The organism is Lysobacterales bacterium (assembly GCA_016703225.1).
Taxonomy (GTDB): Bacteria; Pseudomonadota; Gammaproteobacteria; order Xanthomonadales; family Ahniellaceae; genus JADKHK01.
On sequence record JADJCM010000001.1, the window covers coordinates 517,440 to 530,667 of the forward strand.

13 protein-coding genes and 1 pseudogene are annotated in these 13,228 nt (G+C 67.0%); 3 read left to right on the plus strand and 11 right to left on the minus strand.

Annotated features, from left to right (window positions below; genetic code table 11):
- Positions 1-180: 180 nt before the first annotated feature.
- The 5 genes from IPG63_02215 to IPG63_02235 all read right to left on the minus strand — a co-directional run bounded on the left by IPG63_02215 (position 181) and on the right by IPG63_02235 (position 4,667).
- Positions 181-1,941, minus strand: coding sequence for a hypothetical protein (locus IPG63_02215; protein ID MBK6726067.1), 1,761 nt, complete (start codon positions 1,939-1,941; stop codon positions 181-183).
- Between the two features lie 44 nt (positions 1,942-1,985).
- Entirely contained in the window at positions 1,986-2,747 is a 762-nt protein-coding gene (locus IPG63_02220) for a DJ-1/PfpI family protein (GenBank protein MBK6726068.1), read from the minus strand.
- Between the two features lie 56 nt (positions 2,748-2,803).
- The gene (locus IPG63_02225) at positions 2,804-3,073 is read right to left on the minus strand and encodes a DUF1161 domain-containing protein (protein ID MBK6726069.1); all 270 of its coding nucleotides are present in this window, start codon (positions 3,071-3,073) and stop codon (positions 2,804-2,806) included.
- A gap of 96 nt (positions 3,074-3,169) precedes the next feature.
- Positions 3,170-4,354 carry a hypothetical protein gene (locus IPG63_02230; GenBank protein MBK6726070.1) on the minus strand — a complete coding sequence of 395 codons (1,185 nt, stop codon included), beginning with the start codon at positions 4,352-4,354 and terminating at the stop codon, positions 3,170-3,172.
- A gap of 121 nt (positions 4,355-4,475) precedes the next feature.
- Complete coding sequence (locus tag IPG63_02235; GenBank protein ID MBK6726071.1) at positions 4,476-4,667, minus strand: hypothetical protein; 192 nt, start codon at positions 4,665-4,667, stop codon at positions 4,476-4,478.
- 54 nt (positions 4,668-4,721) lie between these two features.
- On the opposite strand from IPG63_02235, the gene proB reads away from it, so the two are divergent.
- From proB to IPG63_02250, 3 genes are read left to right on the plus strand one after another with little or no spacing between them, the layout of a single operon-like run.
- Positions 4,722-5,930 carry a glutamate 5-kinase gene (gene proB, locus IPG63_02240; protein MBK6726072.1) on the plus strand — a complete coding sequence of 403 codons (1,209 nt, stop codon included), beginning with the start codon at positions 4,722-4,724 and terminating at the stop codon, positions 5,928-5,930.
- 11 nt (positions 5,931-5,941) lie between these two features.
- Entirely contained in the window at positions 5,942-7,201 is a 1,260-nt protein-coding gene (locus IPG63_02245; GenBank protein MBK6726073.1) for a glutamate-5-semialdehyde dehydrogenase, read from the plus strand.
- A 24-nt stretch (positions 7,202-7,225) separates the two neighbouring features.
- Positions 7,226-8,530 carry a Fic family protein gene (locus tag IPG63_02250; protein ID MBK6726074.1) on the plus strand — a complete coding sequence of 435 codons (1,305 nt, stop codon included), beginning with the start codon at positions 7,226-7,228 and terminating at the stop codon, positions 8,528-8,530.
- 22 nt (positions 8,531-8,552) lie between these two features.
- Here IPG63_02250 and IPG63_02255 read toward each other — a convergent pair whose 3' ends face one another.
- The 6 genes and pseudogenes from IPG63_02255 to IPG63_02280 form a co-directional block, all read right to left on the minus strand.
- Positions 8,553-9,620: a lipase gene (locus tag IPG63_02255; protein ID MBK6726075.1), complete on the minus strand. Its 1,068-nt coding sequence runs from the start codon at positions 9,618-9,620 to the stop codon at positions 8,553-8,555.
- A 131-nt stretch (positions 9,621-9,751) separates the two neighbouring features.
- Entirely contained in the window at positions 9,752-10,045 is a 294-nt protein-coding gene (locus IPG63_02260; GenBank protein MBK6726076.1) for a hypothetical protein, read from the minus strand.
- Positions 10,046-10,271: 226 nt separating this feature from the next.
- Complete coding sequence (locus IPG63_02265) at positions 10,272-12,068, minus strand: VWA domain-containing protein (GenBank protein ID MBK6726077.1); 1,797 nt, start codon at positions 12,066-12,068, stop codon at positions 10,272-10,274.
- A gap of 111 nt (positions 12,069-12,179) precedes the next feature.
- Positions 12,180-12,749, minus strand: coding sequence for a nucleotidyl transferase AbiEii/AbiGii toxin family protein (locus tag IPG63_02270; protein ID MBK6726078.1), 570 nt, complete (start codon positions 12,747-12,749; stop codon positions 12,180-12,182).
- Entirely contained in the window at positions 12,746-12,958 is a 213-nt protein-coding gene (locus IPG63_02275; protein MBK6726079.1) for a hypothetical protein, read from the minus strand. Before IPG63_02275 ends, IPG63_02270 begins: the two co-directional genes overlap by 4 nt.
- Positions 12,959-12,988: 30 nt before the next feature.
- Positions 12,989-13,153, minus strand: a pseudogene (locus IPG63_02280) (hypothetical protein).
- Positions 13,154-13,228 lie beyond the last annotated feature (75 nt).

Consider the following 13,228-nt stretch of genomic DNA (forward strand, 5'->3'; position numbering starts at 1 on the left):
CCGCGATCACGATCGTCAGTCCCAGCACGACCTGCCACCCGAGCTGCATGAACGGTGCCTTCCACCAGCACCAGATCTCGATCGGCATCGCGACGAGGAAGCACAGCGCCGGATACCAGGGACTCGACCAGGCGTCGCGTTCCCGCTGGCGCTCTGCCTGCGATTCGATGGACCCGTCGCTCATGCCCCGCCTCGTCCGCCAAGCAGGGTCATGATCTCGGGCGTGCAGCTGTACTTGGCCTGGTCGAGCAGGCGATCACCGGTGGGCGTGGTCACGTCCGGATCGGCACCGAGGCCGAGCAGGTAGCTGACGATGGCGGGCAACCCCTGTGCCGCCTGCGGGATGCCGCAGTAACCGAGCGCGATCATGATCGGCGTCGGCGGCGTGCCCTGCATCTGCGCGTGGCGCACCGGCGCATGCACGTTGCCGGCGTGAACCAGCTTCTTCACCGCGGCGACATCGCCTTTGGCGATCGCGGTGTACAGGGCCACGCCGTCGGCACCCTTGGCGGTTCCCGCCTCCGGCATCCGCGCTGTCGGCGCCTTCGCAGACGGAGCCGTGCCGCCGCCGCGTGCATCACGCTCGCGCCAGGCCGGTTCGATGCGATTCAACGCCGCCTCCGCCGCCTGCACCACGCGCGCGTCGGCGTGCTGGCGTTCGGCGCGCACCGCGTTCGCGGCCGGCGCGGCGCGGTTCCACATCGACTCCAGATCACCAAGCAGCATGATCTTGGCTTCGACCTCCCGGTTCGCGCCCAGCCAGGTACCGATCAGGCGCGCGCGTTCGGCCTCCAGGGCGATGACGTCGCGGGCATCGTCGTGGCAAGCGCGGAAATACGCGTCGATGGCATGCGCACTCAGGATCGGCGCGCACATGCGCTCCCAGTGTGGGCGCGCCGCCGCGTGCACCGCGGCGTGGCCTTCGCGATCGGAGCCATCGGCGGCGTCTCCCAGCACCTCGATGGCGCGCACGCGCTCGGCTTCGTCACCCGCCGCATCGGCGGCCAGCGCGGCCAGCTCGGGCAGTCCATGCGTGCTGCGCCCGGCGGCGTCGGCGAGCGCGCGCAGCCCGATCTTGCGCTGCGCCGGATCGGCGAGCAGGCGTGCAGCCTTCGGCGCCCAACGCTCCAGCGAGGCGGCATCGCGCTGATCGCCAAGCAAACTCCAGGCGCGATCGCGAATGTCCGGATAGGGGCTGTCGGCGTTGCGCAGGAGCACGTCGGTCCAACCCGGGGGACGCGGATCAAAGGTGTGCAACTGCCGCAGCAGGTACGGCGTCGCCGGCGGCGACGATGGCAGCGACTGCAACAGCGGATCGATCAGGGCGCGATCGCCGGTGGCGACCAGCTTGGCCAATGCCTTCTCGGCCAATTCGACGTTGTCGATGGAGCTGTCGCGCGCCTTCGCCTCGACCGCATCGAGGAAATAACCGAGCAGGTACGGCAGCAACCGCGGTGCCGGATCGATCCCGACCAAACCGCGCGCCGCGAGAAAGCCGACGTAGTCGCGCGCGCCAGCCGCCAGCACTCGCCGTCGCGCGGCGGCCAGCTCGCCCTCGGCAATGCCCATCGCCGCCAGCGCACCAGCGGCATTCATCGCCACCGCGGCATCGGCATCGTCGAGCGCGCTGCGCAAGGCCGGCTGCGCCGATGCGAAGGCCCCCGGCTCGTCCGCCCCCAACTCCCACAGGACCTCGGCGGCCGCCAGACGGATCGGGCTCTCGCTCGCGCCGAGGTGACGGATCAGGACCGGCGCCGTCTGCGCCGCGAACTTGGCGCCGAGCCGACTCGCGGCCTTGATCTGCTGCACCGGCTTGCCGCGCTCCAGGTCACGCAGCGCCTCCTTGTTCTGCTGCGCCCAGAACTTGTCGGCGAAGTCCTCGGCGGCAGGCGCCGTCGCGCCCAGCAGCATGCACAGCGCGAAACACCAACGAACCCGCATGGACGCACTCCGGCAGCGAAGGGTGTGCGGAAGATATCGCAGCGCTAGTGACCGCGCCGTTCACCCAGCATCGCCACGAACTCGTGCGCGAAGCGATGCGCGTCGCCGGGCCAGCGCGCGGAGAGCCAGTTGCGATCACGCACGATGAAACCGGGCGAGAGGTCGCTCGCCGAATCGCGACGCAGGCTGCGCGGACCAGCGTCGAACTGGGTCACCTGCGCCAGCACATCGGTGACTTCGTCCTCGACGGTCTTCGGGTAGGTGCGGTAGTAGTCGCCGAGCCACAGACACGTCGCCGCCCAGGCCGAGAGTTCCATCGACTTCGGCAGCGCCGTGGTGCGTCGCTGATACAGCAGCGACTCGCCGTCCGGCCCGAGCGCGCGCGCCGCGACCAGCACGCCGTGGCAGATCGCCGCGACCGGCTTGTTGGCCGCGAACATCTCGGCGGTCTTCTGCTGCAGGTCCTGCAACTCCAGATAGGGCAGTACGCCGATGGCATGCCCACCGGGCAGCAGCAGACCGTCGAAGTCCTGGCGCAGCGCGGTCTTCCACTCGATCGGATTGCGGAACTCGGCACTCTGCGCCATCGCCGCATAGGCGAAGCAGCCGTCTCGATTCGCCATCAACAAGGGCTTGAGCAGGCCGAAGCCCTTGCCGGTGATCAGGCGGTAGTCGCACTCGCCGGGCAGGCCGTCCTGGGTGGCGAACACAACCTCGTGCTTCGCGGCGCGCAACACCTTCCACGGCACCGCGGTTTCGGTCGGATCGAAATCGTCATTCGGTATCGCGATCAGCACCCGCGCCATCGCCGAACCTCGAAGGGAGATGCGGCGATGCTATCGGAACCGTGCGCGCGCGGCGCTCAGCCGGCCGGCGTTGCCGCGACTTCGGCCGTGCCCGCCGCGCCGCGCCGATAGACGATGCGCTTGGCGCCGCCGTCGCAACTGCCGACGACCTTGCCCTCGGTCCCGGTTTCCGCAGCAGCATCGATCACCGTCAGCGTGAACGCGACGACGCCGTTGGCCTTGATCTTCGCATCGATCTCGGCCTGCAGCTCCTCGCAGGGCTTGCGCGCGGCTGCAGGCAAGGCCACGGCGAACAAGGCAGCGACGAATAGGACAAGCATCGATATGGGGCGGGCGATATTCATGGCAAGACTCTCGGGGCTGCAAGGGAAGTGCAGTGTCGTCTCCGACTCAGCCATCGCGATGGCCAAATCCGGCCTTTCTCACGGCAATCCGCCCACGCCCGCCGCACGCAACTGCTCGCGCAGCGTGGCCATGCCGCTGTCGGCGGGCCAGCCGTTCCACTGCGCGACCAGTTGTCCGTCGCGGAATACATGAAACGCCGGCATCGCCCAACTGCGCACGCGCGGCCAGTCGCGGTCGCGCCAGGCGATGTGCATCGGCTGCGTCGGAAACTCGCGATTCCAGTCGGCGACGGCAGTGAACGATTCGGACTGCGATGCCAGCCAGACACCGTGACGGCGGAACAGGCGGTCGAGTGCCGGATCAGTGGCGATCGCACGCGCCGCATCGCGCGCGAAGTGGCAGCCGGCCACGACCACGATGCGCAGGCCCTGGTCGAGGTCGATGCGCCGCCGCGACATCTGCAGCGCATCCGCAGAGACCTCCAGCACCGATTCCGGCAGCGGATCCAGCGTGTCTTCGAAGTCACGCGCGGGCAACGGCTCCAGGCCGCGACTGGGGAAGCGCTGCCGCAGGCGCGCGGCGGCATCGAAGTCGCGCGCCGAAATCAGTGCCTGGTAAACGCGCTGGATCTGGCGCGGTTGCGCCGCCTGCTCGCGGTCGAGCAGATCCAGCGCCGCGATGACCTCGGTGGCGCGCGCTGGCGTGGATTCCTGGCGCAGGGCAACCAGCAGCGCGCGCAACAGCAGCAGGCGTTCGCAGGTGTCGAGGCGAAGCGCCACGGTCGCAGCCGATTCGCGTTCGAGCAGGTCGGCGAGCGCCTGCGTTGCCGCCTGCGGCTGGCCGTCGATGGCCTCGTGGAACGTCAGGTAGCGGCGCTCGAACGGCGTCTCGAAGTTGCGCGCCGGTCGCGGCTGCGGCAACGGTTGGAGCGCGGCGAGGTAATCGTCGAGCCCGAACAGACCGAGCACGGCTGCGGCCTGCTCGGTGCTCAGCGACTCCTCCAGATCGGCAACGTCGAAACCGGCGACGCCACCGCGCCCGAAACTCAGGCTGCGCAGGAAGCGGGTGCGCGCGCCGACCGGAAATGCATCGAGCGGCGAGCCGTGGCCCAGCTCCTGCGCAAGGTGACGCTGCAGCGCCTGCGGCGTGCGGATCGGCGTCGGCGCGGCTGGCGTTGCCTCCGCGGCAGTCGGCCGCGATCCGGCACAAGCCGCCAACAGCATGCACAACGAGACCACCAGCCACGCCGCGATCCGCATCATCCCTGTCCACCTTTCGCCATGAACGGCACCCGGACGACGGTATAGACGACGCCGGCGGCAGATGCCAGCCGCGACGACGTCCCCGCTGCGCGTTGCGCGCGGGGACGCGGCGGTCGGAGCCTCAGTTCTCGATGGTGAACTCGCGCCAGCGGCGCACGACCACGCAGCCGAAGTCGTCGCAGCGCAGTTCCGTGCACAGGCCGCCGTCGCAGCGGGTCACGGAGTAGGTCGCGGCCAGTGCCGGATACGACACCGTCAAGGTCCCGAGCACAGCGGCGAGGGCGGCGAGGGTGAGGGTGAGCTTGGTCTTCATGATCGGGATTCCTTGCGGGTTGGGGTCGGTCGCCGGGCGGCGCATCGCAGCGCAATGCCGCCCCGGCTTTCACCTACTCGCAGCCGGGCCCAGTCATCGATCACTCCGGCACCGGTTGCCTCCTCCACGACTCGCACCCTACGCTCGGGCTTCCCCGCGAACTTGCCCATGCGCCTTGTCCTCAAGCTCGGATCTTCCACGGTCACCCGCGACGGCGTGCTCGATGCGCCGCGTCTGATCGACTACGCGCGGGCATTGCAATCACTGCGCGCAGCCGGCCACCAGGTGGTGGTGGTCAGCTCGGGCGCGGTGGCCGCCGGTCGCGGCGTGTTGCGGCTGGCACGCAGCGAGAGCGAAGTCGCCGCCAAGCAGATGCTCGCCGCGGTCGGCCAGCCGCGACTGATGGCGCTCTATGGCGAATTGTTCGGCCACTACGGCATCACCGTGGCGCAGGTACTGCTGACCCGCGCCGACCTTGACGATCGCCGCCGCTACCTCAACGCGCGCAACACCTTCGAGGCGATGCTCGGCGCCGGTGTGCTGCCGATCGTGAACGAGAACGACACCGTTGCCACCGAGGAAATTCGCGTCGGCGACAACGACCAGCTCTCGGCGCTGGTCGCCTCGCTGGTCGATGCGCGCCTGCTGCTGCTGATGACCGACCAGGCTGGGCTGTTCGACGCCAACCCGCGCACCCATGCCGATGCAAGATTGATCGCGCGCATCGAAGAGACCGAGATTCCCGAAACGGTCTGGGCCGCCGCCGGCGGTAGCGCCGGCACGCTCGGCACTGGCGGCATGCTGACCAAGCTCAAGGCCGCCGAGATCGCGCGTCGCAGCGGCGCCGAGGTGGTCATCGCCGACGGTCGCGAGCCCGCGCGCCTGGCTGAGATCGTCGCCGGCAAGCCGATCGGCACGCGCTTCGTTGCCGTCGCCGCGCCGCGCGACGCGCGCAGTCGCTACATCCTGAGCGGCCTGCGCGATGGCGTCGGCGTGCGCGTCGATGCCGGCGCAATCGACGCTCTGCGCAACGGCAAGAGCCTGCTCGGCGTCGGCGTCTGTGCCATCGACGGCGACTTCGATCGCGGCGACACCGTCGCCGTGCACGATGCCGAAGGCCGCATGCTGGCGCGCGGCATCGCCAACTACAGCGCCGGCGAACTGCGCCGCATCGCCGGCAAGCGATCGACCGATGTCGCCGCCATCCTCGGCTACGACTTCGGGCCCGAGTTCATCCACCGCGACGACCTGGTGATGTGGTGAGCGACTTCAACCTGCACGCCCTCGCCGCCGCCACGCGCGGCGCCTGGAAGACACTGAAGCGCAGCACGCATGCGCAGCGCAATGCGACCCTGGCGGCGCTGGCGGATACGCTGATCGCACACACCGCCGCCATCGCCGCCGCCAATGCGCAAGATCTTGCCGCCGCAGCCGACGCAGGCCTCGATGTCGCGATGCTCGATCGGCTACGTCTCGATGCACCACGCGTCGCGGCGCTTGCGAGCGACGTGCGCAGCCTGCTCGACCTGCCCGACCCGCTGGCCGTGCGCGTCGACCAGCGGGTGTTGCCGAATGGCCTGAAACTGCATCGCCGTCGCGTGCCGATCGGCGTGCTCGGCGTGGTCTACGAATCGCGCCCCAACGTCACCATCGACGTCGCCGCGCTGGCGATCAAGAGCGGCAATGCCGCGGTCCTGCGCGGCGGCAAGGAATCGCTGCGCAGCAACCGCGTGCTCGCCGAGTGCGTGCGTACCGCGCTCACCACCGCCGGCCTGCCCGCCGACGCGCTGGCGCTGGTGCCCTCCAGCGATCGCACGCATGTGCTCGAACTGCTCCAGCTCGACGCCTGCATCGATCTGATCATCCCGCGCGGCGGCGCGTCCCTGCATGCCTTCTGCCGCGAGCATGCGCGCATGCCGGTGATCACCGGCGGCATCGGCATCTGCCATCTGTACATCGACGACCGTGCCGACCTCGATCGCGTGATCGCGGTGATTCGCAATGCCAAGGTGCAACGCCCGACCGTGTGCAACGCGCTGGATACCGTGCTCGTGCACCGCGCCGTCGCGGAACGAGTGCTGCCGGAGCTGGTACGCACGCTGGCCGCAGACGGCGTGCAGTTCCGCGTCGACGCCGACGCGTTCGCAATCCTGGAGCCCGAGCTCGCGAACGGCATTCGCGTACAACGGGCCGGCCCGCAGGACTTCGACACAGAGTGGCTGTCGCTCACGCTCGGCATCGGGATCGTGGACGACATGGAGGCCGCGATCGCGCACATCGACGTGCACTCCAGCGGACACTCCGACGGCATCCTGACCGAGGACGCCGCGCGCGCCCGCGACTTCCTCGAACGTGTCGACTCCGCTGCCGTGTACTGGAACGCCAGCACGCGCTTCACCGACGGCGGCCAGCTCGGCCTCGGCGCCGAAGTCGCGGTATCGACCCAACGCATCCACGCTCGCGGCCCGATGGGCCTGGAAGAACTCACCAGCTACAAGTGGGTGGTCGAGGGTGATTACCACTCGCGCAAGTAATGCCCGGGACGATCAACCCGATCCTTGCAAAGCGCGCCGCATTTTTCAGGTAAATCGCCATATCCTTTAAAAGCGACGCCGGCTTTGCAATACTGCGCCGACGGTCGTCGAGGGCGTAGCCGCATGCGCAAGGACCAGATCGCACCCGATCGGCAGCCTTACCTGGTCCGGTGCAAGGACTACCCCCACGTCCATGCACTGATCGCGCCGCCGACGCCGCGCGCCCTGCCGCGTGCCGCACGCTTCGACCTCGCGATCGCAACCGCAAACCACGCGCTGGGTCGTCTGGAAGGCGTCCTTGCAGGTATGCCGAATGCCGGGCTCCTGACCCGCACGCTGGCCCGGCGGGAAGCGGTGCAGAGCTCCCAGATCGAAGGCACCCACGCCGACCTGCCGCAACTGTTGACCTATGAAGCCACGCTGGGGCTCGATGGATTGCCAGCCGACGTCAAGATCACCGAGCGCTATGTCCACGCGCTCCAGCACGGTTTGGACGCAATTGCCGAGCGAGGGGGTCGCAACGCGCTCACGATCGGGCTGATCGATGAACTCCACGCCATCCTCATGCAAGACGCACCCACCGGCTTCCCGCGTGGCCGCTATCGAACCCAACAGGTCTGGATTGGCGCCGGCCGCATTGAGGACGCCGCGTTCGTGCCCTCTCCGCCAGAGCGCGTCGCGGCCTGCATGGCCGAGATGGAGCGGAGCATCCTCCAGTACGCCCCGCGCGAAGACGAATACGGCGTGCTCACGCTGGTGCCGCAACTGGCGATTGCGCATGCCCAGTTCGAAACCATCCACCCGTATATGGATGGCAATGGCCGTGTCGGTCGACTGCTATTGCCCTTGATGCTTGCCGCGCATGGCTTGCCACCGCTGTACGTGTCCGGGCCGCTGTTGCGGCACCGAAACACCTACTACCGCGCACTGGCCGACGTGCAACTACGCGGCGACTGGGACCCTTGGGTGAGCCTGCTTGCAAGGGCAATCGTCGAGGCCAGCGATGACTGCATCTCGATCGCCAATGATCTCTCGACCCTCCAGGCGGAATGGAAGACCTTGCTCGGCAAGTTCCGTTCGGATTCCGCGACGCGCCGACTGCCTGCGTTCCTGATCGGACATCCGGTCGTTTCAGTCAAGCAGGTCGCAGAAGGACTGGCCGTGTCGATTCCGGCGGCAACGGGGGCGATCAACAATCTGGTCGGGCTCGGCATCCTGCGCGTGCCCGCCGCCGAGAAGAAGTGGGGACGCGTCTTTCACGCCACCGCCATTCTTGAACGCCTCGCCCAGGCACCGGCCCAGCGCAAGCGCTCGCTGTCGAAGCGCTGATGTCGCCGGCGCAACCAGTAGCTCAGTACACCACCGCCGGACCGTACACGCCGACATAGCCGCTGGCGCAACCGGTGGTACAGGTGGTCGAGAGCATGCGCTGGATGATCTTGCCGGTGTTGGTCTTGGCGCGGAAATGTCCGACGCCATTCGACAGATCACCGCCGCCGGTCTGGTACGGGCTTCCGTCCTGCCAGTTCCAGTCGACCGAGCCCGCGGTCGATCCGGCGCCCACCATCAGCTGTGCCTTGACGTTGCTCGCGCTGTTGAACTTGCTCATCAGGTTGCAGCCCGACCAGTACGTGTACGAGGAACAGCCGACCTGATCGTAGGCGCCGGCTGCGATCGTGTAGAAGGCCACCGCGCTGTGGGCCGCAGGCATGGCGCGCAGTGAGCCGATACCCGATCCCGTCCACAGGTTGTAGTAGTACGCCGAATAGCCGCCCGGGTAGAAGCCGAAGATGTCGCCGTTGTACCAATTCTCGGAGCCGCAGGTGGTCGCGTAGACATTTGCGGCGCCGGTGTACAGGCAGCTGTAGATGCCGCGCAGACCACCGGAGATGTTGACGAAGCGGCGCACTTTGCTCCACTTCGAAGCCGACTCGAGTGCGGCCATCGCCATCGTCGCACCGAGCGAGTGCGCGACGATATCGACCTTGGCCGCACCGGTATGTGCCAGCACCTTGTCGATGAAGGTGTTGAGGATCGTGTACTTCGCCGGCTGGTGGTAGTTGTACTGCGGCGCTGCGTTCTCGCTGCTGCTGAGATAGCTCACGCCGAACAGCTCGCAGTCCTTGTAGCCAGCAGCCTTGAACTCGTCATAGACCGAGTTCGGTGCGGTGGCGTAACCGCTGACATTGGCCGGCGGCATGTCCCAGCTGATCGCGCTGTCGCCATTGCCGTGCAGAAAGACCACCGGTGTCCGGGTTGCGGTGCAGCTGCTGGCGCCGCCAAATCCGCCGTAGCCAACGCCAGGACTGAAGCCGCCGGCGTATTGCGTCGCCGTGCCCTGGCAGGTCCAGCCATTGTTGGTGCCGCAGGTCAGCGCCAAAGCATCAGCGGAACCCAACAGCGCGAACGCCGCGCCCATTCGAACCAGCCATTGTCCATGCATTGCAATCCCTCCCCAGACCGTCGCAGGCGAAGGCTTCGACTGCGAAGCCCCGATTGCAGCCATGTGCAAACGCACAAGGCACTGGACTTTGGTCGGGTGCGGGCGTGCTATTGCGGGCCGGGAAAACTCTCGACGTACTTGATGGTGAAGTCGGGAAAGGACTCGACGATCTGGATCTTGTAGTCCGGGAACGACTCGACCATCTGCCAGCGCCCGGGCTTGTCCGGGAAGCTCTCGACCACCTGCACATGCAGGTCGGCGAAGCTGTCGACGATCTTCACCTTGTAGTCCGGGAACGAGCTGACGAATTGGATGCGGCCGTAGATCTTGGCAACGTGAGGCAAGCTGTCCGCCAGCGTGGCCGGGGCGATCAGGAGCAGGGCGATCAGGATTCGATGCATGTCATGGCGACTCCGTTGCGAGAGACGACCCCACCCCAACCCTCCCCTCCGCGCTGCGCGCGCAAGGGAGGGGGCAAAAGCACGGAGCCTGCTCACGCACGGGCTTCGTCTTGTCTCCTCCCCTTCGCGCAGCGAGGGGGAGGCCGGGAGGCGGTTGCTCTGCCCTGTCTCCTCCCCTTCGCGCAGCGAGGGGGAGGCCGGGAGGGGGTCGCCCTTCAGCGCAAGCCTACTCCGCAACCACCGCCACCGGAGTCGCTTCGCCGCTGAGCGCTTGCGCGCGGTTCACCAGTTCGACGAATTCGCGCTGGTAGCCGTAGCGGTCGTCGTTGCGCGCCTGGCTGGCGAGCTTGCCGATCGCGGCCAGGTTGAAATCGCCGAGGTGCTCGCCACCGCGCAAGCGGTCGGCGAAAGCGGCGACGGCGGCCGCGAACTGAAGGCGCGGGCTCGCTTCGCGGGCGATCTGGCTGCGCCTGATCGGACGCTCGATCAAGGTGCTCTTGTCGGCATCCGGCTGCTTGTAGCGCAGCTTGACGAAGGCGAGTTCTTCGCCGCTGTGCTTGACCGTCGCGTTCGCGCCGTAGCGCAGCGGGTCGACGCTCTCGGCGCCGCTGCCGGCGAGCGCAACTTCGTAGATCGCCGTCACATCGTGGCCGGCACCGATCTCGCCGGCGTCGACGGCGTCATTGTTGAAGTCCTCGCGCGCAAGCATGCGGTTCTCGTAGCCGATCAATCGATATTCGCTAACCACGGCCGGGTTGAACTCGACCTGGATCTTGACGTCTTTGGCGATCGTGAACAGGGTGCTGCTCATCTCCTCGACCAGGACTTTGTGGCCTTCGTTCAAGGTGTCAATGTAGGCATGGTTGCCATTGCCGATGTCGGCCAGTTGCTCCGACAGTTCATCGTTGTAGTTGCCCTGGCCGAAGCCGAGCGTAGTCAGCGAGACGCCGCTGCGCCGTTGCTCGGCCACCATGGTCTTCAGCGACTCCATGTCGACCGTGCCGACATTGAAATCGCCATCGGTCGCGAGAATCACGCGATTCACGCCGCCCTTGATGAAGGCGCGCTTCGCCTGCTCATACGCAAGTTCGATGCCCGCTGCACCATTGGTCGATCCACCGGCAGACAGCCGATCGAACGCGGCAAGAATGGTTTCGTGGTCGGCGCCCGAGGTCGGCGGCAACACCAGGCCAGCCGAACCGGCATAGACGACGATGCTGATGCGATCCTGTTCGCGCAGCTTCGGCACCATGGCCATGAAGCTCTGCTTGAGCAGGCCGATCTTGTCCGCAGACTCCATCGAGCCCGAGGTGTCGATCAGGAAGACGATGTTCGCCGCCGGGATTTCCGTCGCCGCAATTTCGTAGCCCTGGATGCCGACCATCATCAGGTGCCGCTTCGCATTCCACGGCGCCGGGGCGACCTCGGTATGCACCGCGAACGGCGTCTTGCGGTCCTTCGGTGCGGCAAACGCGTAGTCGAAGTAGTTGATGAACTCCTCGGCGCGTACCGCATCGCGCGGCGGCAGCTGACCCTGGTTCAACATGCGCCGCACGTTCGTGTAGCTGCCGGTGTCGACGTCGATGCTGAAGGTCGAGACCGGCTGCTCGGCCACGCGCATCACTGCATTGTCCTCGTGGTCCGCGTACTTCTCGGTCGTGATGTCGCCGGCCATCGGCTGCCCCTGCAAGGGAACGCTGGGCGAAGCCGCGATCGTGCCGCTGACCGTGATCGACTGCAGCGCGGGCTGAACCGACGGAGCGCTCTGCTTGGCCGCCTCCCGCGACTTGATCTCCCGCGGCGGTTCCGGCGCTGGCGGTGCCGGCGGCGGCTGCAGGAAGGCGACGTCCACTTCCTGTTCATTGCTGCGCCCATCGGCGCGTTCCTGGCGCTTCTCGGCCAGAACCACCGTTGAACTCGCGTCCACAGGTTCGTCGAACAGCGGCCGCTCGTCCTTGTCGTCCGCCACCACCGCGACTGCGTCGCTCTTCTCCTGCACCGAGCAGGCACCGATTCCGAACATCAGGCCGGCGGCAATCGCCAGCGACAGGGACTTGCGTGCGTACATGACATCGCTCCTGGGGTTGGTTGGGGCGATGCATGCAACGCGAGGGCGATGGAATCGGGGTTTGGCTCAGCCAGTGACCCGCTTCAGCAATCTCTGATACTCGTCCCAGGACGAGACCTCGTCCTTCGCTTGCAGCAGCGGCATGACCCGCGCTTCGACTGCTGCCAGATCCAGACCCTGTCGCCGATATCGCCGCAGGATCATCTCCACATCGCGCCAATCGATCGGTCGTCCCGCAAAGATCTTCATCACCAGCAGATCCTCGGCGCTGCAGGTCCGCAGCCAGACACCGGGAGCGAACTCGAACAACGAACTGCGCGCTATCACCTCAGCCTCGAACGGCAGCGCGCTCAATGTTGCATCGATGCCGATGTCGTCCTCAGTCTTCAGCAGGAGCACGCGGTAGCGGGTTGCGAAAGCGCGGGCGTCGTCACGCCGAGGCGCGAAGTGCGCGAGCATCAGGTCGATGGCCGGCGCCTCGTTGCCCAGACCGGCCAGGATCGACACGTCGACATCGCGCGTGACGCGCGGCTCCGCATGGCGCTGGGCGGCAAATCCGCCGATGAAACAGAACGGGATGCCCGCCGTGCTCAGGACATCCTGAACCTGCTGCGCGGCTCTCACCAACCAGTTCATTCGCGCAACAGGGCAAGGATGCGCTGCATCTCGACCATGCCGGAAGTATTCGAAAGCGGCTCAAGAAACACGGCGGACTCGACCATGCCAGCAAGTTGCTCCATGGCGATCGGCAGCGGAGTGGATACAAGTTCCTGGTCGCGCATGGCCTCGAGCTGCGGCGAAACCTCGCGCCACCTCGCCGCATACTCCACCAGCTGCCGGTCCATGTTCATCGCGTGCATGATAGCCGAGTCACATCACCCCTTGCGGAACTGCAGCGTGCCGTTGAAGTTGTCGACCACGACGGTGTCGCCGCTGACGAACTGGCCTTGCAGGATCTGCTTGGCCAGCGGGTTCTCGAGCTGGCTCTGGATCGCGCGCTTGAGCGGGCGCGCGCCGTAGACCGGGTCGAAGCCGGCGTTGCACCACAGAGTGGTTTGCCTCGGAGGCATCGTTGACTGATACCCGATCGCTCTGAGATTGACTAGGATCAGGTC

Coding starts and splice junctions, on each gene's coding strand:
- proB (MBK6726072.1), top strand. CDS start 4,722: ATGCCGCCCCGGCTTTCACCTACTCGCAGCCGGGCCCAGTCATCGATC.
- IPG63_02255 (MBK6726075.1), bottom strand. CDS start 9,620: ATGGGCGCGGCGTTCGCGCTGTTGGGTTCCGCTGATGCTTTGGCGCTG.
- IPG63_02270 (MBK6726078.1), bottom strand. CDS start 12,749: ATGAACTGGTTGGTGAGAGCCGCGCAGCAGGTTCAGGATGTCCTGAGC.
- IPG63_02265 (MBK6726077.1), bottom strand. CDS start 12,068: ATGTTCGGAATCGGTGCCTGCTCGGTGCAGGAGAAGAGCGACGCAGTC.
- IPG63_02260 (MBK6726076.1), bottom strand. CDS start 10,045: ATGCATCGAATCCTGATCGCCCTGCTCCTGATCGCCCCGGCCACGCTG.
- IPG63_02275 (MBK6726079.1), bottom strand. CDS start 12,958: ATGGACCGGCAGCTGGTGGAGTATGCGGCGAGGTGGCGCGAGGTTTCG.
- IPG63_02230 (MBK6726070.1), bottom strand. CDS start 4,354: ATGATGCGGATCGCGGCGTGGCTGGTGGTCTCGTTGTGCATGCTGTTG.
- IPG63_02235 (MBK6726071.1), bottom strand. CDS start 4,667: ATGAAGACCAAGCTCACCCTCACCCTCGCCGCCCTCGCCGCTGTGCTC.
- IPG63_02215 (MBK6726067.1), bottom strand. CDS start 1,941: ATGCGGGTTCGTTGGTGTTTCGCGCTGTGCATGCTGCTGGGCGCGACG.
- IPG63_02220 (MBK6726068.1), bottom strand. CDS start 2,747: ATGGCGCGGGTGCTGATCGCGATACCGAATGACGATTTCGATCCGACC.